At 58.6% G+C, this 19,283-nt stretch carries 20 protein-coding genes; 8 read left to right on the forward strand and 12 right to left on the reverse strand.

Annotation, left to right across the window (positions count from 1 at the left end; genetic code table 11):
- Position 1 precedes the first annotated feature (1 nt).
- Together KO498_RS13750 and ftsW are read right to left on the reverse strand one after the other, a co-directional pair.
- On the reverse strand, positions 2–1,102 hold the full coding sequence (locus KO498_RS13750; protein ID WP_215960447.1) for a UDP-N-acetylglucosamine--N-acetylmuramyl-(pentapeptide) pyrophosphoryl-undecaprenol N-acetylglucosamine transferase: 1,101 nt from the start codon (positions 1,100–1,102) through the stop codon (positions 2–4).
- On the reverse strand, positions 1,099–2,265 hold the full coding sequence (gene ftsW, locus KO498_RS13755; protein ID WP_215960448.1) for a putative lipid II flippase FtsW: 1,167 nt from the start codon (positions 2,263–2,265) through the stop codon (positions 1,099–1,101). Before ftsW ends, KO498_RS13750 begins: the two co-directional genes overlap by 4 nt.
- A gap of 257 nt (positions 2,266–2,522) precedes the next feature.
- Here ftsW and KO498_RS13760 point away from each other — a divergent pair, with 257 nt between their 5' ends.
- On the forward strand, positions 2,523–3,107 hold the full coding sequence (locus KO498_RS13760; protein WP_215960449.1) for a YceI family protein: 585 nt from the start codon (positions 2,523–2,525) through the stop codon (positions 3,105–3,107).
- A gap of 81 nt (positions 3,108–3,188) precedes the next feature.
- On the opposite strand, the gene KO498_RS13765 is transcribed toward KO498_RS13760, so the two are convergent.
- Positions 3,189–4,382, reverse strand: coding sequence for a cytochrome b/b6 domain-containing protein (locus KO498_RS13765; protein ID WP_215960450.1), 1,194 nt, complete (start codon positions 4,380–4,382; stop codon positions 3,189–3,191).
- A 124-nt stretch (positions 4,383–4,506) separates the two neighbouring features.
- On the opposite strand from KO498_RS13765, the gene KO498_RS13770 reads away from it, so the two are divergent.
- From KO498_RS13770 to tdh, 4 genes are read left to right on the forward strand one after another with little or no spacing between them, the layout of a single operon-like run.
- Positions 4,507–5,691, forward strand: coding sequence for an NAD(P)/FAD-dependent oxidoreductase (locus KO498_RS13770; protein ID WP_215960451.1), 1,185 nt, complete (start codon positions 4,507–4,509; stop codon positions 5,689–5,691).
- 13 nt (positions 5,692–5,704) lie between these two features.
- On the forward strand, positions 5,705–6,889 hold the full coding sequence (locus KO498_RS13775) for a glycine C-acetyltransferase (RefSeq protein ID WP_215960452.1): 1,185 nt from the start codon (positions 5,705–5,707) through the stop codon (positions 6,887–6,889).
- Positions 6,886–7,515, forward strand: a complete 630-nt coding sequence (locus KO498_RS13780; protein ID WP_215960453.1) for a class I SAM-dependent methyltransferase — start codon at positions 6,886–6,888, stop codon at positions 7,513–7,515. Before KO498_RS13775 ends, KO498_RS13780 begins: the two co-directional genes overlap by 4 nt.
- On the forward strand, positions 7,512–8,546 hold the full coding sequence (gene tdh / locus KO498_RS13785) for an L-threonine 3-dehydrogenase (protein WP_252731411.1): 1,035 nt from the start codon (positions 7,512–7,514) through the stop codon (positions 8,544–8,546). The genes KO498_RS13780 and tdh overlap by 4 nt, the downstream gene beginning before the upstream one ends.
- Position 8,547: 1 nt before the next feature.
- On the opposite strand, the gene KO498_RS13790 is transcribed toward tdh, so the two are convergent.
- Positions 8,548–8,925, reverse strand: a complete 378-nt coding sequence (locus KO498_RS13790; protein ID WP_252731412.1) for a c-type cytochrome — start codon at positions 8,923–8,925, stop codon at positions 8,548–8,550.
- Between the two features lie 174 nt (positions 8,926–9,099).
- Between KO498_RS13790 and KO498_RS13795 the strand changes: the two genes are divergently transcribed.
- Together KO498_RS13795 and KO498_RS13800 are read left to right on the forward strand one after the other, a co-directional pair.
- A complete protein-coding gene (locus tag KO498_RS13795) occupies positions 9,100–9,510 on the forward strand; it encodes a PaaI family thioesterase (RefSeq protein WP_215960455.1) in 411 nt (136 codons plus the stop codon).
- A 9-nt stretch (positions 9,511–9,519) separates the two neighbouring features.
- Entirely contained in the window at positions 9,520–9,966 is a 447-nt protein-coding gene (locus tag KO498_RS13800) for a DMT family transporter (RefSeq protein ID WP_215960456.1), read from the forward strand.
- A 110-nt stretch (positions 9,967–10,076) separates the two neighbouring features.
- On the opposite strand, the gene KO498_RS13805 is transcribed toward KO498_RS13800, so the two are convergent.
- From KO498_RS13805 to proS, 8 genes are all read right to left on the reverse strand, one after another.
- Positions 10,077–11,003, reverse strand: a complete 927-nt coding sequence (locus KO498_RS13805) for a calcium-binding protein (RefSeq protein WP_215960457.1) — start codon at positions 11,001–11,003, stop codon at positions 10,077–10,079.
- 93 nt (positions 11,004–11,096) lie between these two features.
- On the reverse strand, positions 11,097–12,077 hold the full coding sequence (locus KO498_RS13810) for an Ldh family oxidoreductase (RefSeq protein WP_215960458.1): 981 nt from the start codon (positions 12,075–12,077) through the stop codon (positions 11,097–11,099).
- Between the two features lie 12 nt (positions 12,078–12,089).
- A complete protein-coding gene (locus KO498_RS13815) occupies positions 12,090–12,779 on the reverse strand; it encodes an ABC transporter ATP-binding protein (RefSeq protein ID WP_215960459.1) in 690 nt (229 codons plus the stop codon).
- Complete coding sequence (locus tag KO498_RS13820) at positions 12,772–14,058, reverse strand: lipoprotein-releasing ABC transporter permease subunit (RefSeq protein ID WP_215960460.1); 1,287 nt, start codon at positions 14,056–14,058, stop codon at positions 12,772–12,774. Before KO498_RS13820 ends, KO498_RS13815 begins: the two co-directional genes overlap by 8 nt.
- An 80-nt stretch (positions 14,059–14,138) precedes the next feature.
- Positions 14,139–15,095 (reverse strand): hypothetical protein, encoded by a 957-nt coding sequence (locus KO498_RS13825; RefSeq protein WP_215960461.1) that lies wholly within the window; start codon positions 15,093–15,095, stop codon positions 14,139–14,141.
- A gap of 3 nt (positions 15,096–15,098) precedes the next feature.
- On the reverse strand, positions 15,099–15,599 hold the full coding sequence (locus tag KO498_RS13830; RefSeq protein WP_215960462.1) for a DUF2937 family protein: 501 nt from the start codon (positions 15,597–15,599) through the stop codon (positions 15,099–15,101).
- Complete coding sequence (locus KO498_RS13835; protein ID WP_215960463.1) at positions 15,596–16,564, reverse strand: serine hydrolase domain-containing protein; 969 nt, start codon at positions 16,562–16,564, stop codon at positions 15,596–15,598. The genes KO498_RS13830 and KO498_RS13835 overlap by 4 nt, the downstream gene beginning before the upstream one ends.
- 72 nt (positions 16,565–16,636) lie before the next feature.
- Complete coding sequence (proS, locus tag KO498_RS13840; protein WP_215960464.1) at positions 16,637–17,989, reverse strand: proline--tRNA ligase; 1,353 nt, start codon at positions 17,987–17,989, stop codon at positions 16,637–16,639.
- 131 nt (positions 17,990–18,120) lie between these two features.
- Here proS and KO498_RS13845 point away from each other — a divergent pair.
- The coding region (locus KO498_RS13845; protein WP_252731413.1) for a pentapeptide repeat-containing protein at positions 18,121–19,283 on the forward strand (1,163 nt) is incomplete at its 3' end.

Consider the following 19,283-nt stretch of genomic DNA (forward strand, 5'->3'; position numbering starts at 1 on the left):
ACTATTTACCTCTTTGTGCCAACTCTACGGTCAGCTTCACAAGTTCTTCTGTTGCTTCCGGTTTCGCCACTGACAGCGCCATCTGGCTCATCAACCGCGCTCCCTCTTCGGTATCCATCACCGCAAGGATCTGCTCGGCCAGCACCTCAGGCGTCAACTGGCTTTCGGGAATTACGATCGCCCCGCCCGCTTCCGCAAGGCCTCGCGCATTGGCTGATTGATGGTCGCCTGCTGCGGCAGCGTATGGAATAAGGATAGAGGGGCGGCCAATAACGCTGATATCAGCGACACTTGAAGCCCCCGAACGCGAGATGATCAACTGCGCTTCGCTCATCCGCGCAGGCACATCATGAAAGAAAGGCTCAACCTCGGCAGGAATGCCGTTTTGCGCATAAAACGCGGCCACGCGCTCGCCGTCTTCGTCGCGAGCCTGATGGGCAATGCGCAGATGCTCCAGCAAAGCCGGGGGCAGCATCGCAATCGCCTTTGGCACCATGTCGCTCAGAATTTTTGCGCCTTGCGAGCCGCCGATAACCAGCAGCGACATCGGGTAGGCCCCGGGTGTGATATAGGCCGCGCCAGCACGTTCATGCACTGCGCCACGCACCGGATTACCGGTGTGAATACCCTCAACACCCTCAGGCAGCGTGGTCGGCCAAGTGCCGCAGGCGACAACATCAACCCGCTTGCTAAAGATACGGTTCACACGGCCCAACACACCGTTTTGTTCATGGATCATCCGTGGCTTGCGCAGCAACCAGGCCGCGCCCATAGCCGGTATCGTCGGGTAGCCGCCAAAGCCGACAACCACATCGGGCTTGTCGCGCAACATGCGCATAGCGGCGCGCAGTATGCCGCCAGCGATGCGAAATGGCACAGCAAGTTTCGAAGTGATACCACCGCGGGCAAATGTCGCCGAGCTAACTTGCTCGATCTCGACGGAATGCGGGAAACCGCCGGTGTAACGAGCGCCGCGTGCATCGGTGCTCAGCTTGACACGCCAGCCGCCGCGCAACATCTGCTCGGCAAGCGCTTGCGCAGGGAACATATGTCCGCCCGTGCCGCCTGCCGCGATAATAAGAAGCGGCTGTTTTTTGGTCATCGCTTTTGGCCCCTGAAGAGATCATCTATCTCCCCTTGCGGCCTTGTGCGCGTAAATGCAAGGAGCATGCCTACCGCAATACCCCCCGCAATAAGCGAAGAGCCGCCGTAGCTGACGAAGGGCAGTGTCATACCTTTGGCCGGCAACAGCTTAACTGCAACCCCAAGGTTGATCATCGCCTGCACGCCGAACATCGCCGCAAGGCCCGTGCCCGCAAGCCGCACAAACATGTCACGCTCGCTCATCAGCCGAATGGTTGAACGAAAGACAATACAGGCATAAAGCGCAATGATAATCAGCACCAGAACAAGCCCGTATTCCTCTGCCGCGACAGCAATGATAAAGTCGGTATGGGCGTCAGGCAGGCTCCACTTCACCTCCCCCTCACCGACACCAACGCCGAAAAACCCGCCTTCGCGAATGGCGTTTGTTGCATAGCCAAGTTGGGTGCGCGGATCGATCTCGGGGTTAAGAAAACCGTCAATGCGCCGCGCGAAGTGCTCGGAAGCCGTGTAAGCAAAAGAGCCGCCGGCAACCACGATCCCGGCCAAAGCAACCAGCACGGTCATCGACGCACCGGCAACGAAATACATAACACCCCAAGCAAACAGGATAAGCGCCGCCTGCCCGAAGTCAGGCTGCATCGCCAGTATGAGCACAATGACGACAGTCATCGCCAAAGACAGAAGCTTGCCCGGAGGCCCGCCGATCTGAAAGCTCGCCGCCATCAACCATGCCGACACCACCACAAATCCGGGCTTGAGAAACTCGCTCGGCTGGACAGAAGCAAAGCCGAGCGAATACCAGCGCATCGCGCCTTTGCCGTGATCCGTACCAAAGAACGGCAGCCCGCAAAGCGCCACGAAGGCGGCCAAAAAACCGATCACAGCCAAACGTCGCACAAGCGTCGGCGGCATCATTGAAGTGATCATCATCGCCATGATCGCCAGCGCACCAAACAGGCCTTGCCGCTGCACATAGTGAAACGCGCCAAAACCGTTGCGTGCTGCCAAAGGCGGGCTCGCAGCCAGCCCCAAGAGCAACCCGATACCAAATAGCGCCAAAATGCACGTCAGCGTCCATTTATCCAACGTGCGCCACCACTTCGGAAGCACAGGCTCACCCGTCCGCACGGGAACCGTGCCATACACCATCTCAGTCATCTGACTATCACCGCTAATTCTGCCTCAAATCGCCCCGTTCTCGGGGTCTATCCCGACACTCTAACATAGTGATTCGCCCCTGTGAAGTAGGCGATTCGCAGGCAGGTCGCGGGCTCGCCACTTTGACACTTACTGTGACGTTAACAGCGACGTTAGGAGTACCTGTGCAAATTCACACAAACTCTGTGCATAGACAACGGGTGGTAAAGCACGCCGACAACCCCCACGTTACGAACATATGCAACAAGGAGACTCTCATGAAATCCACACTTCTCGCAGCCGCGTTTGCTGCCGCAACCGCCACAGTATCAGCCACAACCGCCTTTGCCGCCCCGGTAAAATACGATCTTGACGCCTCGCACAGCCAGATCGTTTTTTCGTATGTTCACCAAGGCTATTCAACAACTTACGGCATGTTCTCGGGTTTTGAAGGCGAGATCATGTTTGACGCAGACGCGCCTGCTGCTTCAACTGTTTCGGTTTCTTTTCCTGTCGACACAATGCTCACAGGCTGGGAAGCGCGCTTCAAACACTTCATGAGTGAAGACTTCTTCGGCGCCAGCGATGACAAAGATGTGAGCTTCAAGTCAACGGCCATCAACGTGACCGGCGAAGCGACAGCCGAGATCACAGGTGATCTGACACTCAACGGGATGACAAAAACCGTCACACTCGACGCCAAACTCAACCAGACAGGCGAGAGCCGTGATGGCAAACCGATGCTCGGCTTTGACGCCCAGACAAGCATTCTGCGCAGCGACTATGGCCTCGGCAAGTTTGTGCCTTACGTGGGCGACGAAGTCTCGGTGATGATCTCACTGGAAGCGGTTGCGGCCGAGTAATCAGCGTATTTCACATCAAAGCTTCGGCCCTAAAGCTCCGACCTCTGTGGTCGGGGCTTTTTTTATGCCTGACACCAGCGGCTAGCGTGTGGCCGTGAGCGTGACATTGATCCCGACAACAAAGCCGACCTCGCCCTCACTCTTGTAGTTGTCGCCGATAGCAAAGTCCCGCCTGTCAACACTGCTGCTGCCGGTCATTCGCGCTGTATCCCCCTCGATCGTTAGCTCAAAAGGCAGCTCGACAGCGACGGTAGCCGCTTTCAGGTTCAACATTCCCTTAGCAATGTAACCCTCTGATGCAGCGATGATATCCGCCTCAAACACCGCCACAGGGAAACTTTCCGCATCAAAGAACTCGGCGCCAAGCGCGTCCGATGTGACAGAGCCAAGCGTCAGACTGGCGACCGCGATCTCGACACGCACTGTCCCGTGTTTGCCCTCGCTCGCTTGCTCGTCAAAGCTGATCTGGGCAGTCCAGTCAGCAAAGCTTCCAGCGAGCGGCGCGCCAAACTGCTGGGTGACAATCTCGAGCTGGCCTTGCGTCACTGTCCACTCGCTTTCAACACGCTCCAACGAGGCGGTTGGCGCAACTTCACCCTCGCCGCGCGGCAGGCCCATCAATGACGCCAGAAGGATCACCACAGCATAGAGAGAAAACCCTGCAACAGCGGGCCTTTTGCTGTGCGTCTGTGCGGGCGGCACCGCGGCAATGGGCTGACCAAACCACATACGTCTGAGCGTTCCGTCACGGTCAAGCAGCGCGTGTTTGAACGCTCCGGCCACATGTAGCGCCAGTGAAGCAAGCAACACCTTAGTCATCACAAAGTGCCAACTGCCAAAGAAATGCGCCACGGCCTCTGATTTGGGCACCAGCGGCAGCCCCTGCCCGAGCGGCCACAAGATCGGCGCAAAGCCCTGCGTTGCGGCATGGTGTAGCCAGCCCGAAAGAGGAACGAGCACCAGCGACAGGTAAAGCAGCCAATGCACCAACTCGGCGAGAAATGCCTCCAAGCGGTTATCGGCATTCAGCAAACCCGGCTTCTTCTGGCCAAAGGCCCAAATGATGCGCGCCAACGCCACAAAGAAGATGGCCACGCCCAGAGTCTTGTGGATCGAAAACAGCTGCGCTTTGAACGCCAGTTGCTCGGCACTTTCATAGGGCAGCCGGTTGGCAACCACGCCCAGAGGAAAAGCTGTCACGATCAGCAGCGCCGTCATCCAGTGAAAGGTTTTGGTAACGCTGCCGTAGGCGGCATTGGTGTTGTGTCGAGGCATCGGAAACTCCTTATTCGCCTCAACATTAATCTGTCGGTCGGAATACGCAATCGCCGCCAGCGCACAGTCACCCTGCGCGATTGCACGTCTTGCCACAGACGGTCACGCAGCCTATGCCGCAGCAATGCGAGTCAACACACTCATCCTTGGCGCCGGTGCCGCAGGCCTCATGTGCGCGGCCAATGCAGGCCCGAACACGCTGATCATTGATCACGCCAAAAAGGCTGGCGAAAAGATCCGTATTTCCGGCGGCGGCCGCTGTAACTTCACCAATATGTATTGCGATCCGGGCAATTTCATCTCAGAAAACAAGCACTTCTCCAAGTCGGCCCTGTCGCGCTACACACAATGGGACTTCGTTGATCTGATCGCCAGCCACGGCATCGCCTATCACGAAAAAACCCTCGGGCAGCTATTTTGCGACGGCAAAGCCACGCAACTTATAGAGATGTTTCACGGCCTTCTGGCCCAAGCAGGCGCGCAACTTTGGCTGCAAACTTCGCTGGCTGACCTCACCCATGACGGTAGCAATTTCACTGCAACGCTTGAGCGTGACGGCCAGCGCAAAACCATAACTGCTAGCAATGTCGTCGTCGCCACAGGCGGCAAATCGATCCCCAAGATGGGGGCCAGTGGCATCGGCTATGATATCGCCGCGCAATTTGGCCACAGGCTAACAGAAACCCGCCCCGCGCTGGTGCCCTTTACATTCTCCGACGCGCCCTTTGCACCGATGTCAGGCACCGCCCTGCCAACCCGCGCCACGGCTGGCGGGGTCAGCTTTGACGAGGCAACCCTGTTCACGCACCGCGGATTGTCTGGCCCGGCAATGCTGCAAATCTCCTCATACTGGCGCGAGGGCGAAGAGATCATCCTCAACCTTGACCCCGACAACACCCTGCTGAAGGCCCTTCGCACGCAACGCCAAACCTCTGGTCGCAAGCAGTTGACAACCGAGCTCGCACGGCTTTTACCCGCCAAACTTGTTGACCATCTGACAGTTGAACTCGCCCTCACAGGCAACCTCGCCGATCAATCGGACGCCCGCCTCACCGAGATCACCGACGCCTTGCAAGCATGGCACCTCAAGCCCACAGGAACCGAAGGCTATCGCACCGCCGAAGTCACCCTCGGGGGTGTCGCGACCGACAAACTCAGCTCTCAAAGCATGATGTCCGCGCACCAACATGGCCTCTACTTTATCGGTGAATGTGTTGATGTCACGGGGTGGCTTGGCGGGTTCAACTTCCAATGGGCTTGGGCTTCAGCTATGGCTGCGGCACGGCATATCACTGCCGTAAAGCAATGACAGCGAGGCCGCGATGAGCAATTTTCTCAACACCATCACCGACACCCTCAAGCAGATCGAAGCCGACGGACTGATGAAGCGCGAGCGCGCCATCACCACACCGCAGGGTGCGCGCATCACCGCCGAAGGCCGCCCGATGCTCAATCTTTGTGCCAATAACTACCTTGGTCTGGCCGATCATCCGGCGCTGATTGAAGCCGCGACAGAGGCCATGCAAAACCACGGTTACGGCATGGCGTCGGTGCGCTTTATCTGCGGCACTGCCGATCTGCACCGCGAGCTTGAAAGCGCCCTTGCGAGCTTCCTCGGCAAGGATGATTCAATCCTGTTCGCCGCCTGCTTTGACGCCAACGGCGGGCTGTTTGAGCCGCTGCTTGGCCCCGAAGACGCGATCATCTCCGATGCGCTCAACCACGCCAGCATCATCGACGGCGTGCGCCTGTGCAAGGCCAAGAGGTATCGGTATAAAAATAATGATATGAATGACTTGGAAGAGCAGCTTAAAGCAGCACGCGAAGCAGGCGCGCGTCATATCATGGTTGCCACCGACGGCGTTTTCTCGATGGACGGCACACTCGCGAACCTTTCTGAACTGACCAAACTGGCTGAACGCTACGACGCGATCACCATGGTTGATGACTGCCACGCAACCGGCTTTATGGGGCCGCAAGGCGCCGGAACGCCCGCACATTTCAACGCCCCTGTCGACATCATGACCGGCACCCTTGGCAAGGCCCTTGGCGGGGCACTTGGCGGCTATATCGCTGGCCCACAACCGGTGATCGACCTCCTGCGCCAACGCGCGCGGCCCTACCTGTTTTCAAACGCCCTGCCGCCGTCAATCACCGCCGCCGGCACCGCCGCTTTGAAGCTCGTCATAGAAGGCGACAACCTGCGCAAACAGTTGTTTGACAATGCCGCCTATTGGCGCGCGGGGCTTACAAAGCTCGGCTTCACCCTCCTTCCCGGCGAGCATCCGATCATCCCTGTGATGCTCGGCGAGGCACAGCTCGCGCAAGACATGGCCGCTGCGCTCGACAAACGCGGCGTCTATGTTTCCGGCTTTTTCTTCCCCGTTGTGCCCAAAGGCCAAGCCCGCATTCGCACCCAGATGAACGCCGCACTCACCCGCGATGACCTCGACACAGCCCTCACTGCCTTCGCCGAGGCGGGCCGCGAAACAGGAGTGATTTCATGAGCAGCAATACGCAGCCACAGGATGCAGTTGCCTTTTACTCGGAGCACTACGCGCAGCTAGAAAACAAATACAACAGCCTCTCAAGTGACGAGGTCTATGCCCCCGTAGCGCATCTCTTGCCGCAACCACCTGCTAACTGTTTGGACATTGGCGCAGGCTCGGGCCGCGATGCACGTTGGTTTGCCGAGCTCGGCTATAATGTGATCGCAGCAGAACCTGTGGCAGGTTTTCACGACAAAGCCAGCCACCGCGACCCGCGCATAACCTGGGTGCATGATGGTCTCCCCGATCCAAGCAGCTTGCTGCGTGATGCAAGGCAGTTCGATCTGATCACATTGGCCGCTGTGTGGCACCATCTCGAGCCAAACAAACGCGCTCCAGCGGCGATCTCACTTGCCAAGCTCATGCGTCCCCAAGGCCGTCTAATTCTATCATTGCGCCATGGGCCTTCACACCCTGGCCTTCCGGTTTACGAGGTCAACGCGGCTGACACTGCGGCGCTTTTTGGCACCGCTGGTTTTCGCGAGCTTGAGCGCCACACCGCAGCATCTGTTCAAGACAGCAACACTACCGCAGGCATTCGCTGGACATGGCTAGCGTTTGAGTTTGAAGGGAACAACCGATGAAAAATTCGATGCAAGCCCTCGTCAAAACCGCGCCGCAGCCCGGCCTCACTCTCCAAAGCGAGCCCCTGCCCGAGATCGGCCCGGAGGATGTGTTGATCAAGATCAACAAAACCGGCATTTGCGGCACCGATCTGCACATCTGGAACTGGGACGACTGGGCCGCACGCACCGTGCCGACCCCCCTGATCACGGGGCATGAGTTCGCCGGTGAAATCGTCGAGCTGGGCCGTGATGTGCATGATTTGCAGCTTGGTCAACGCTGCTCTGGCGAAGGGCATTTGATCGGCAAGAACTCCCGCCAAAGCCGTGCAGGCAAGTTTCACCTTGATCCGCAAACCCGCGGCATCGGTGTCAACGAACCCGGAGCCTTTGCCCAATACATGCGCCTGCCTGCCTTCAATGTTGTGCCCCTTCCCGATGCGATTGATGACGAGATCGGCGCGATCCTAGATCCGCTCGGCAACGCCGTGCACACCGCGCTGAGCTATGATCTGGTCGGCGAGGACGTGTTGATCACCGGCGCTGGCCCCATCGGCATCATGGCCGCCTGTGTCGCCCGTCACGTCGGCGCGCGGCATGTGGTGATCACCGACATCGACCAACGCCGCCTTGATCTGGCGGCACAGGTTGCCGATGTCGTGCCCGTGAACGTCGCCGAGACCGACCTGCACGAAGTCGAAGGCGCGCTGAAGATGAAGGAAGGCTTTGATGTCGGCCTCGAGATGTCAGGCAGTCAGATGGCGCTTGACCAGATGGTCGAAAACCTCGTCATGGGCGGGCGTATTGCGCTGCTTGGTATTCCGCCGGGCAAAAGCCCTGTTGACTGGTCGCGCATCGTTTTCAAGGCGATCACCATAAAAGGCGTCTATGGCCGCGAGATCTTCGAGACTTGGTATAAGATGATCGCCATGCTCGAAAACGGCCTTGATGTGCGCGGGGTGATCACCCACCGCCTCAAGCTCGCGGACTACGCAAAAGGCTTTGAGGCCATGCAGCAAGGCTCCGGCAAGGTGGTGCTCGACTGGACGTGAGTTACTGCTGAATGCTCTCCAGGTAAGCCAGCAGCGCCGCCAAAGGCCGCGGTGTTGGCGTCATCACACCGTCGCCTGTCGCGATCGGCACGCTTGGGCCTTTGAGCATCAGCCCGAATTCCGGCATTTCGACATCTTCGCGCGCCTGCCGCGAGTAACCGTCGATGTATGACAACACCTGATTAACAGGAAAAGCACCGTCGTTGTCGCGTGTGAGTTGCGTCAGGTTGGCTGGCTTGACGCTCAGGTCAGCCGCCAGAACGCCATCACCGCGCCCGCTTTGGCCGTGACACATGGCGCAATTGTTAGCATAGACTTGCGCCCCTTCGCTGGCATCAGGCATCGCGACATTCATGCAAGCCGCTGTAAACGCAGCCAAAACTGCAATTCCTATTATTCCTGTTGTGCGCATCTACCTGCCCTCGTTGCTGTGCTCTTGTGCTCTTGTGCTCTTGTGCTCTGTTAGGTTCAAAACCCTGCACGCGGCTTTGATCTGGATCATTCGCCGCCTGCGTGTCACACTTAGCCTAACACCGCACAACCGAGCTCGTAAATGCCCCTTACAACCAGCCAGTCCCAAACCTTTCTTGCTGACAATTTTGCACCCTGGATCAAGGCGTTAGACCTGCGCATCACAGAGATAAATGCGGCAGGGGCAACACTCGAAATGCCGATCACCAACGAACTTACCCGCATGGGCGACGTTCTCTCAGGTCAGGCGCTTGCTGCCTTGGCTGATACAAGCATGGTCTTTGCCTGTTTCGGCTTGTTTGATGGGCTCACCCCTGTTGCGACAACCAACCTTGAAGTGCAGTTCCTGCGCCCCGGCCTTGGTGAAAAAATTCGCTGCGAGGCACATATCGTCAAGCCCGGGAAAAAGCTGATCTTCACGCGCGCCGACATGATAGCGAGGCCTTCAAACAAACTCGTCGCCACAGCCACGGCAACCTTCTATCTCGCCTAAGGATACCCCATGCAAAGCACCTATACCTACGCCTCGATAATGCTTGCTGCCGGCATTGGCATTCCGGTTCTGGCCGCACTTAACGCAGCACTTGGCACCCGTCTGGGCACGCCCGTCGCAGCCGCCATGATCCTGTTCACCGTGGCGCTGTCAGCAACCGCGATCATCCTCGTGCTGACAGGGTCTCACACGGCCCTCGCAAAGGCACATGACGCGCCAAAGCACTTGTTTCTCGCCGGTTTGCTTGTGGCCTTCTACATCTTGTCGATCACATGGGTCGCCCCGAAATTCGGTGTCGGCAATGCTGTGTTCTTTGTGCTTTTGGGGCAGCTCATCTCAGCCGCGCTGATAGATCATTACGGCCTGTTTGGCGCGCGCATATCACCGCTCACCCTTAGCCGCTCGGCGGGCATTGCGCTTATGGCCTCGGGTGTCTGGCTCACCCAGCAGGCCTAAAGCACTTCGCTTTCTCGCAGTGTCTCAATAAAAAGGCGGAGCGCGTGCAAGCAATTGATGCTCTGCAAGCTTTGAAATCAAGTTGTGCTTCAACTTAATCTCGAAACGCTTTAGGCCGCCTGCTCGACAAAACTGATCTGTGCGTCCGGAACAACTGCCGTCAGCCCGTAAAGCGTGATATCAGCTCCGGTTGACAGCTCAACAACCACGCCGCTCGCTTCAACGCGCTGGTCAACAATCGTGGGCGTTACACCCGGCTCGTGTATCACCACAAGCATGTCTTCTGTGGTGTCAAAATCAAGGATGCTCACGCCAGTCGCCACATCCGAGAAGATGTTGAAGCTGTCGGCCCCTGCGCCGCCTGTGCCCTCGTCGCCCTCGCCGAGGTAGAGCACGTCATCGCCGCCACCTGCGCTCAGGTTGTCCATGTCGGCATCCGAGCTCATGCCCGCGTTGCCGTTGAGAATGTCAGCCCCTTGGTTCGCGTAGAGCGTGTCCGCACCCACGCCGCCTGTGAGCACATTGTCGCCTTCGCCAGCGTCAACTCTGTCATTGCCAGCGCCGCCGTCGAGCGTGTCGTTGCCGACGTTACCATTGATGTTGTCATTACCTGCACCGCCAAGGAGATCATCGTCACCTTCGCCGCCACGCAAGAAGTCGTCGCCTTCGCCGCCGTCGAGCGTATCGGCACCCTGCACGCCCGAGAGGTCATCGTTGCCCTCAAGGCCGTTGATCACATCGTCACCGACGGTTCCGGTTATGACATTCGCTTGCTCATCCCCCATGATCGCTTCAGCAGGTGTGTCAGAGTCTGAATCAGTGCCCGCATCGGCGCCAGTATCACTGTCCGCATCGCTGTCCGCATCGGTGTCGGTATCTGTGTCGGTATCGGTGTCGCCGCCGGTGGAAATCGTGTCACCAGTTTCAGATCCGGTGTCAATTTCATCTTCAGCTTCGTCGCTGCTGTCCAGCACATCCAGCGGCACCAGCATAAGTGGCAAACCAACCAGCATCATCAGAACCATTGCACTCAACATAACGCGCCCTCTCACATTTCAGGCACAACAATGGTGCCCCGTTACGTCAGAGCTATACTGTCAATTTGTCAAAAATAGGTTATGAAGCGGGCCTTATCCTGCCGCCAATGCCTGCATTTGCGCCCAGAATGCGGCGTCAACCTCGACTGCATCAGCAGGAGTTTTCCCCTGCCCGGGCATGCGCGCGCCCTCATCCTGTGCAATCGCTTCGCTCACCTGTGCAAGCCTTGCGGCAAAGGCATCAGAGCTGCCCGGATCAATCAGCATATAGAATTGCCCGAGGTCATGCGGCGCACCCTCCGGCGCTTTCAGGGGCTTCACATCAACACTGGCAACACCGCCTGTCATCCCCGCTGCCAGAAGCTCGGCCATCAGGCCAAAGCCCCATCCCTTGTAACCGCCCATACTGACAAGCGAGCCTTTGATCGCGGCGTCAGGGTCGGTCGTTGGGGCACCCGTGCTGTCCAAAGCCCAACCCGGCGGGATGCTTTTGCCCGCCGCCTTGGCCATGGTGATCTTGCCGAGCGCAACGGTGGTGGTGCTCTGATCAAACTGCATGGCCACACCGCCCTGCCCGTCAGGCACCGAAAATGCGATGGGGTTGGTGCCGATCACCCGCGTTTTTCCCCCGGGAGGGGCCACAATAGGTGAGGCGTTGGTCAGCCCAAAGCCGATCATCCCCGCGCGCGCGATTTGTTCGGTGAAATAGCCCAGACTGGTGCAGGTGTGCGCATGACCAATCGCCAGCGTGGCAACGCCGCATTCGCGAGCCGCACTTAAAGCTTCCGGCAAGCCGCGCTGAAAAGCCGGCTGCGCAAATCCGAACCCTGCATCAACCTGCACAGTGCCGGGTTTGACCCGTCGCACATCAGGCTCGACGGCACCGTTCACGCGCCCACTGGCGAGTTGCTGACAGTAGCTCTCAAGGTAATACAAACCGCAAATCTTGTTGCCGACGCTCTCGGCCTTGCCCACGGCATCGGCCACGCTCTCGGCAATCCAGCCTGCCGCGCCATGCTTTTCAAGCGCACGCTTGGTCAGTTCGGTGATGTCTACAATGCTTACGTCTACCATGCTCAGGCTCCCCTAATCGGCAGTGACAAGCACGCCCTCTTCAAGCTTTACCTGCCGGTCCATGCGCGCCGCAAGCTCAAGATTATGCGTCGCCACCAACGCCGACAGCCCCGTCTCGCGGGCCAGTTCCATCAGGCTTGTGAACACCTTCTCGGCGGTGGTCGGGTCAAGGTTGCCCGTTGGCTCATCTGCCAGCAACAGGCGCGGCGCATTGGCAAGCGCGCGGCAAAAGGCAACGCGCTGTTGCTCGCCGCCCGACATATCAGCAGGCCTATGATCTGCACGTTCAGCCACACCGACACGGCCCAGAATGTCAAACGCCCGCGCTTTGGCGGAAGTGCGTGACACACCGTTGGCAAGCTGAGGCAGCATCACGTTTTCCAGCGCGCTAAACTCGGGCAGCAGATGATGGAACTGGTAGACAAAGCCCACATCCTCGCGGCGCGCACGGGTGCGGCGGCGGTCTGACTGCCGGCTGAAGTTCTCTCCGCCGATCTCAACAAGCCCCGTGTCGGGCGTGTCCAGCAGGCCGGCAATATGCAGCAGCGTTGACTTTCCCGCCCCCGAAGGCGCAACCATCGCCACGATCTCGCCCTCTTTTAGCTCAAGATCAATGCCGCGCAGCACCTTAACTTCGTTGGGCTTTCCGGCGTTGTATGTCTTCTTGATCCCCTTAAGGCTCAGCACAGATTGACTACTCATAGCGCAGTGCCTCCACAGGGTTCATCCGCGCCGCACGGCGCGCCGGAAAGATGGTGACAATAAAGCTCAGCCCAAGGCTCAGGCTCACGGCGCTCATCACGTCATTGAGCTGCAACTTGGCAGGCAAAAACGATATGCCGCGGACGGAAGGATCCCAGATTTCGCCGCCGGAAAAGCCGTTGACGATGGCAAATATCGGGTCGATGTAGATCGCAAAGAGGCAGCCCAGAAGCACGCCCAGCGCCGTGCCTATAATGCCCGTGAACGCCCCGCAAATGAAGAACACCCGCAAGATCGCGCCTTCCGTCAGGCCAATGGTGCGCAAAATTCCAATATCGCGCCCCTTGTTTTTGACCAGCATAATCAAACCCGAAACAATGTTCATCGCGGCAATGAGCACAAGGATCGACAGGATCACAAACATTACGTTGTCTTCAATATCAAGCGCATTCAAAAAGCTGCCGCTGGCATCTTTCCATGTCCAGGTCAGCGCCCGATCACCCGCAGCGCCGATCAGTTTCAGCGCCATGTCGTCAACCTTCGAGGGCTCCTCGACCATCACCTCGATCTCGTCAGCAAGCCCTTCACGGTTGAAGAAAAGCTGCGCCTGATCAAAGGGCATGTAAACCCGCGTGCGGTCGATATCATAGCGCCCCGCGGTGAAGATATAGACAACCTCAAACGCCTGCACGCGCGGGCTGGTGCCAAAGGCTGTCTTCACACCGTTGGGGCTGATAACCTTGATTTTGTCGCCGGTTTTCACCGCCAGCTCGCGCGCCACGCCCGAGCCGATGGCGACACCCTCGGCAAAGCGCGCAATGTCGCCTTCCTGATACTGCGGGGTCACCACCCGCGGGATGGTCAGCAAGTTTTCCTGAGTGATGCCGTAGACTTCAACACCAGCATTGCGTCCGCGTGAGTTGGCCATGACCTGCCCCTTCACCAGCGGCGCAGCCCGCGTCACGCCCTCGACAGCGCGCAGCCGCTCGGCCATCTCGTCGTAGTCGTTTATCGTGCGGGTCAGCAGGCCGTTCTCCTGCACTTCAGCGCTGTTAAACACTGTCACATGCGCATTTGCGCCAAGGATTGTATCAACAAACTCGGCCCGAAACCCCGAGCGCACCGCCAGCGTCGCAATCAAAGCGGCAACCGCCAGCATAATGCCGATAAGGCTGATCCATGTCATCACACTGACACCGCCCTCGGCCTTGCGGGCACGCAGATAGCGCCAAGCGATCATCAACTCGTGGCCGGCAAATGGCGGACTGGAAAGGGCCATAGGTTCTGCTCTCTTGTTTTTGCGGCAAACTGGCCTCGCCCTGCGCCGAGGTCAAGTGAAAGCCGCAAGGATGCGCAGACTCAGCGCGCAATCGCCTCTAAATAAAATGCCAACGCGTCTTCTAGCTCGGCAATAGCGACTTCCACGTCATCTGTTCCGTAGCTATCGAGGGACGTGATCAGCACAACTGTATCTTCCCCAAGCGGCTTCCACAAACGGCAATGGCCCGCGCGACGGGTGTTTGGCACCACTTTGCACATATAGCCCGACGCTTCGTCGCCTTCAAAAACTATGCCCTCCGCCTTGGTCTTGCCCTGTTGGCTCATCTCGTGGCGCAGGCTGGTTTCGTCACGCTTCATCACGCTAAGCGAGCCGATCCTTCTAACAAAATGTCCTTGATATCCTTCGCAAAACTGCGCTGGCGTGTCCCCGCTGCACGCAAGGTGAATCGGATATGCCAGTATGCTGGGCATAATCCGCATCTGATCGGCCTTTACAAGCGTATGCCCGCCCTCTGTCACCTTGCACAAGCGGCGCATGTCTTCCTTCCGGCGTATTCCGGTGACGTAAGTCAAAAAACCGCCCTGCCCTTCAAGCTTCACCGCGCCGCCAAGCTCCGGCGGCAAGTGATACTCCCCTTGGCCGATTTGCAGCGGAATATGGCTTTGCGAGCAAATATCATCAGGAACCGTCTGCCGTGCAAAACCGGCCCCGGCAATCACCAGCGCAGGCAGCAGACATAGGGCAATGCCCCGCGCCATGTTAGGCACCCAAAACCACACCACCAAAGCCCAGACCAAAGCAAAGGCCGGTGTAAGACAAAGCGCAATCAAACTCCAAAAATGCGCGGTGGTCACTTCGCGAAACAGATCGCCTTCGATCAGCACCAGCCCCAAGACAAGCGCCGCCGCCCCAATTCCCAGAAAGGCGCCCAGCCGCCAAGACACCCTCAACAGTGCAAACAGGCAGACCGTGCCAACCCCGATCCCCAAGGCAAAAAGCCCTATGACAATAAACGTCTCGCTGAGTGGGAACATATCTTAAACCTCTTGTCGTTTGCGTGAAAACATACACCGCCCGAGGCCAAGTAAAAGCCAAAGACTGCCAAAACCCGCCAGAAATCCGGCGCCCGCAAAAACGCCACCTTCAAAGCTCAGCGGGAGCGCGGGCTTGAAGGCCTCAAGCGCACGGCTGCTAATCTCTCGGTCTGTGAAGCGGCGCATCTCGTAAGCGCGGGTGAACGGGCCAGCACCTTGCAGCGCGGCCAGATCATCTGACAACCGCGCGTGGCGCTCGATGGTGCCAACCACAGTATCAGCCCGCGCCGCGCCCATATCGCCGCCCTTGGCGAGATCAACCAGCGCCGCCTCACGGCTCAGGCCCAGCGCATCGGCATCGGCGTCAAACTCGGCAACGAAGCGGCTTAATTCATCAACAGCACCGCCAAGCCGTTGCATGTATTGCTGGCTAAACTCGGGAAACTGCGACAGCCCTGCCGCTCCCGCAAGCCCGCCCGCGAAAGTCAGCGCACGCAGGATCAACGGAACACCGCCTTGACCATCGCCTTGTCAAGCCTGCCGAAGGTTGCCAGCTTCGGGCAGTGGTTCACCGACAGCGTCACGCCGTAGCCGTTGGTCCAGTGCACGGCCCAAGCCGCGGCGTTCATCTGGCCGGGCATGCAAAACGCGCCGACATGCCAAAAGTTGAACCCCTTGCCGAACCTGCGGTAAAACGCGCCCATGCCGTAGCGTGTCGGCTTAAGATAGCGGGCATTCGGAAAGGCATTCGGTTGCTTGGCAATCGCACCCTGCCCGAAGTTTTTGGCAAAGAAGCGCGCATAGTCTGCGGCGCTCATCTGCCAACCACCAAAGGGCAAAAACCCGCGTGAAAGCTTTGACGGCCTGGCGCCTTTGGGTGCGCAGTAGCTCGCATACGAGCGCCCCGTCGCAACCTCGATGACAGCCCCCAAAATCGCGTAGTTCTCGTTGTTGTAAAACACTTTTCCGGCGCGTTTCGTCTGGCGTTTACGCCCCAAAGCTGCCTGCGCATCCTGCCAGTGCTGCGGCTTTGCTGCGCGGAAGTTTGCCACCATCGAGCGCTGCGTAGCATCTGGCCCAAGCCCGGCCGTGTGCGTTAGCAGTTGCGCAACCGTTATCTGCTCAAGCTTGGGCGTGGCAAAGGTGATGCGCTTGCTCAGCAATGGCCCGATCCGGCTGTTATAGCGCAGCTTGCCGCTGTCGACAGCACGCTTCACACAAACCGCTGTGATCGCCTTAGACAGCGAGGCAATCTCGACAGGCGCGCGCGCGTTCATGTTCAGCCCCGCCTCATGCACAACGCGACCCTTGTAAGTCACCGCTAAAGTGCCCCTGTCAGCGCCCAACTCAGACGCCCAAGCGCGGAAGGTGCTTTCGATCCGCGCGATCGTGGCGCTGTCTTGCGCCGCGACAGGCACCGCGGTGAAAGCCGTAACAAGCGAGAACGCCAACAAGAACAAACGCAACATCAACAAGTCTTCCTTATGTGCTCAAGCGTGGCGCTAGCAGATCTGCGGCCCAAGGCTGCGGCCCGCCTTCTCCTATAGCCCCTTTACCATGTGATCTTTGTAAATCTCTACAAGCTTGGCAACGGCAGCCTCAGGCGGCAGCTCTTCGCTTTCGCCCGTGCGGCGGCTGGTCAGCTCGACAACACCGTTCTTGAGGCCGCGTGGCCCAACGGTGATGCGCCAAGGCAGGCCGATAAGATCCATCGTCGCAAACTTGCCGCCAGCGCGCTCCTTGCGATCGTCATACAAAGGCTCAAGCCCGGCAGCTTCCAAAGCCGCCTCAAGCGCTTCACAGGCTGCGTCGGCCTCTTCGTCGCCCTGCTTGAGGTTGACAATCCCCGCATGAAACGGCGTCACGCCTTCAGGCCAGATGATGCCGTTCTCGTCGTGGCTGGCTTCAATGATCGCACCCAACAGGCGACTAACGCCAATCCCATGCGAGCCCATATGCACAGCCACAGGCTTGCCGTCCGGCCCCTGCACTGTCGCGCCCATTGCTTCCGAGTATTTGGTGCCAAAGTAAAATATCTGCCCGACTTCAATGCCCCGCGCCGTCATCCGCCGCTCTTCGGGCACCTCGTTGAACAGCGCTTCCTCGTGGGTTTCGTCGGTGCGCGCATATTTGGTGGTGAACTCTTCCATCACCCCCGCACATTGCGCCACATCGTCATAGTCGATCTCGCGGTCGCCAAAAGTCAGGTCGGTCACGGCGCTGTCATAAAACACTTCGCTCTCGCCCGTTTCGGCCAAGACCAAGAACTCATGCGTGTCATCGCCCCCGATAGGCCCACTGTCGGCACGCATCGGAATAGCCTGCAAACCCATGCGCTCATAGGTGCGCAGATAGCTCACAAGATGGCGGTTGTAGGCATGCAGCGCGTCTTCTTTGGTCAAATCGAAGTTATACCCGTCCTTCATGTAAAACTCGCGGCCCCGCATCACGCCAAAACGCGGACGCACTTCGTCGCGGAACTTCCACTGGATCTGATAGAGCGTCAGCGGCAGGTCTTTATAGCTGTTCACATGGCTGCGGAAAATGTCGGTCACCAATTCTTCAGCCGTTGGCGTAAAGAGCATATCACGCCCGCCACGGTCTTTGATCCTGAGCATCTCTTCGCCGTAATCGTCATACCGCCCGCTCTCGCGCCACAAATCAGCGCTCTGAATGGTCGGCATCTGAATAGGAATATGCCCGGCACGCGCTTGCTCTTCATGCACAATATTCTCGATCTTGCGCAGAACCTTAAAACCAAGCGGCAACCACGAATAAATGCCAGCAGCCGACTGCTTGATCATCCCCGCACGCAGCATGAGCCTGTGCGACACAATCTGCGCCTCCGCAGGGGTTTCTTTAAGAACGGGCAGGAAATAACGTGACAGACGCATAGCAGGCAAACCTTATATTTCGTTTCCCCCCGTCTATGGCTTTGCTCGCCCCTCGGCAAGTCCCGCGCGCAGGCTTCCTATCTCCGCCTGCGAGCGCTAGGCTACACCCAACCCAACCCGCGAGCGCGCCAATGTCAGACAACAACATCACTATCGGCCTAACACTCCCCGCCAATATCGCGATCACACTGGGGCTGGCCCTTGCAATCGTGATCGGCTCGGCGCTCATCTACTTCGCATTGCCCTCCGGCAAACCCGCCAACACAAAGCACAACCGCGGCGCACAGGATTTCCTCAAAATCCTCGCCATCCTCCTCGCCCCTGTCTGGCTGTTCCTCTTCGCTCATATCCTCTGGGCGCTCTGGCAACTCGCCGTCACGTTTAGCCCCACAGAAAAAGGCAGCGACCTACGCTGGCACATCCTCGCCTTCGTTGGCCTGATAACGGCCCTCGGCGGGTTGCTCTCCGCCCCGCTCGCCCTCGTCCGCGTCTGGACAACCGAGCGCCAAACCCGCACCGCCGAGCAAGGCCATATCACCGAGCGCATCACGAAAGCGGTTGAGCAACTTGGGGCCGAGAAAACCGTCAAAAAGCTCAACGACGACGGCCAAACCGTCGAAACCTCCGAACCCAACATCGAAGTCCGCATCGGCGGGCTGCTCTCACTCGAACGCATCGCCCAAGACAGCACAGCCGACGACAAAGGCCGCGACCACGTTCGCGTCATGGAAATTGTCTGCGCCTATGTGCGCGAGAACTCCAACGCGACACCGCCACAAGATTTCCCCGAGCCAGATTGGAAACCGCTGAAAGACGACCCAACAGAAAAACAACGAAAAGCGCACATCGCCGAGCGCGAAGCACGGCTTGGAAACTTCGTTACTGAATCTATAGCCTTCAAATGGGCGCAAACCCTGCCCAAGCCCCGTGCCGACATACAGCAAGCGCTTGATATCTTGGGCCGCCGCGGCAGCGCGCAAAGGCAGGTTGAGGCCCGCTGGGGCAAAGATGCCGCGCTCAATGCCACATGGGTGTTTGACACGCCCTGTCCGCACCTCCCTGAAGAGCCAACTGAAGCCCCCCTCAGCCCTGACATCCTAAGAGCTTACAAAAGCAAGCTTGATGCGTGGAAGCAAAGCATCGATGCCTACCAAGGCTACCGCCTTGATCTGCGCGGCGCAAACCTGCAAGGCGCAGATATGTCAACGGGCATCTACGCCGGAGCACGGCTTGAGGCCGCGCGGTTGGAGGGGGCAGACCTCTTCGGAGCGCGGTTGGAGGGGGCATACCTCTT

Source organism: Lentibacter algarum, from assembly GCF_018860975.1.
Taxonomy (GTDB): Bacteria; Pseudomonadota; Alphaproteobacteria; order Rhodobacterales; family Rhodobacteraceae; genus Lentibacter; species Lentibacter algarum_A.

Coding starts and splice junctions, on each gene's coding strand:
- KO498_RS13775 (WP_215960452.1), top strand. CDS start 5,705: ATGAGCAATTTTCTCAACACCATCACCGACACCCTCAAGCAGATCGAA.
- KO498_RS13825 (WP_215960461.1), bottom strand. CDS start 15,095: ATGTTCCCACTCAGCGAGACGTTTATTGTCATAGGGCTTTTTGCCTTG.
- KO498_RS13810 (WP_215960458.1), bottom strand. CDS start 12,077: ATGGTAGACGTAAGCATTGTAGACATCACCGAACTGACCAAGCGTGCG.
- proS (WP_215960464.1), bottom strand. CDS start 17,989: ATGCGTCTGTCACGTTATTTCCTGCCCGTTCTTAAAGAAACCCCTGCG.
- KO498_RS13835 (WP_215960463.1), bottom strand. CDS start 16,564: ATGTTGCGTTTGTTCTTGTTGGCGTTCTCGCTTGTTACGGCTTTCACC.
- KO498_RS13760 (WP_215960449.1), top strand. CDS start 2,523: ATGAAATCCACACTTCTCGCAGCCGCGTTTGCTGCCGCAACCGCCACA.
- KO498_RS13750 (WP_215960447.1), bottom strand. CDS start 1,102: ATGACCAAAAAACAGCCGCTTCTTATTATCGCGGCAGGCGGCACGGGC.
- KO498_RS13765 (WP_215960450.1), bottom strand. CDS start 4,382: ATGCCTCGACACAACACCAATGCCGCCTACGGCAGCGTTACCAAAACC.
- KO498_RS13805 (WP_215960457.1), bottom strand. CDS start 11,003: ATGTTGAGTGCAATGGTTCTGATGATGCTGGTTGGTTTGCCACTTATG.
- tdh (WP_252731411.1), top strand. CDS start 7,512: ATGAAAAATTCGATGCAAGCCCTCGTCAAAACCGCGCCGCAGCCCGGC.
- KO498_RS13795 (WP_215960455.1), top strand. CDS start 9,100: ATGCCCCTTACAACCAGCCAGTCCCAAACCTTTCTTGCTGACAATTTT.
- KO498_RS13820 (WP_215960460.1), bottom strand. CDS start 14,058: ATGGCCCTTTCCAGTCCGCCATTTGCCGGCCACGAGTTGATGATCGCT.
- KO498_RS13815 (WP_215960459.1), bottom strand. CDS start 12,779: ATGAGTAGTCAATCTGTGCTGAGCCTTAAGGGGATCAAGAAGACATAC.
- KO498_RS13770 (WP_215960451.1), top strand. CDS start 4,507: ATGCGAGTCAACACACTCATCCTTGGCGCCGGTGCCGCAGGCCTCATG.
- KO498_RS13780 (WP_215960453.1), top strand. CDS start 6,886: ATGAGCAGCAATACGCAGCCACAGGATGCAGTTGCCTTTTACTCGGAG.
- KO498_RS13800 (WP_215960456.1), top strand. CDS start 9,520: ATGCAAAGCACCTATACCTACGCCTCGATAATGCTTGCTGCCGGCATT.
- ftsW (WP_215960448.1), bottom strand. CDS start 2,265: ATGACTGAGATGGTGTATGGCACGGTTCCCGTGCGGACGGGTGAGCCT.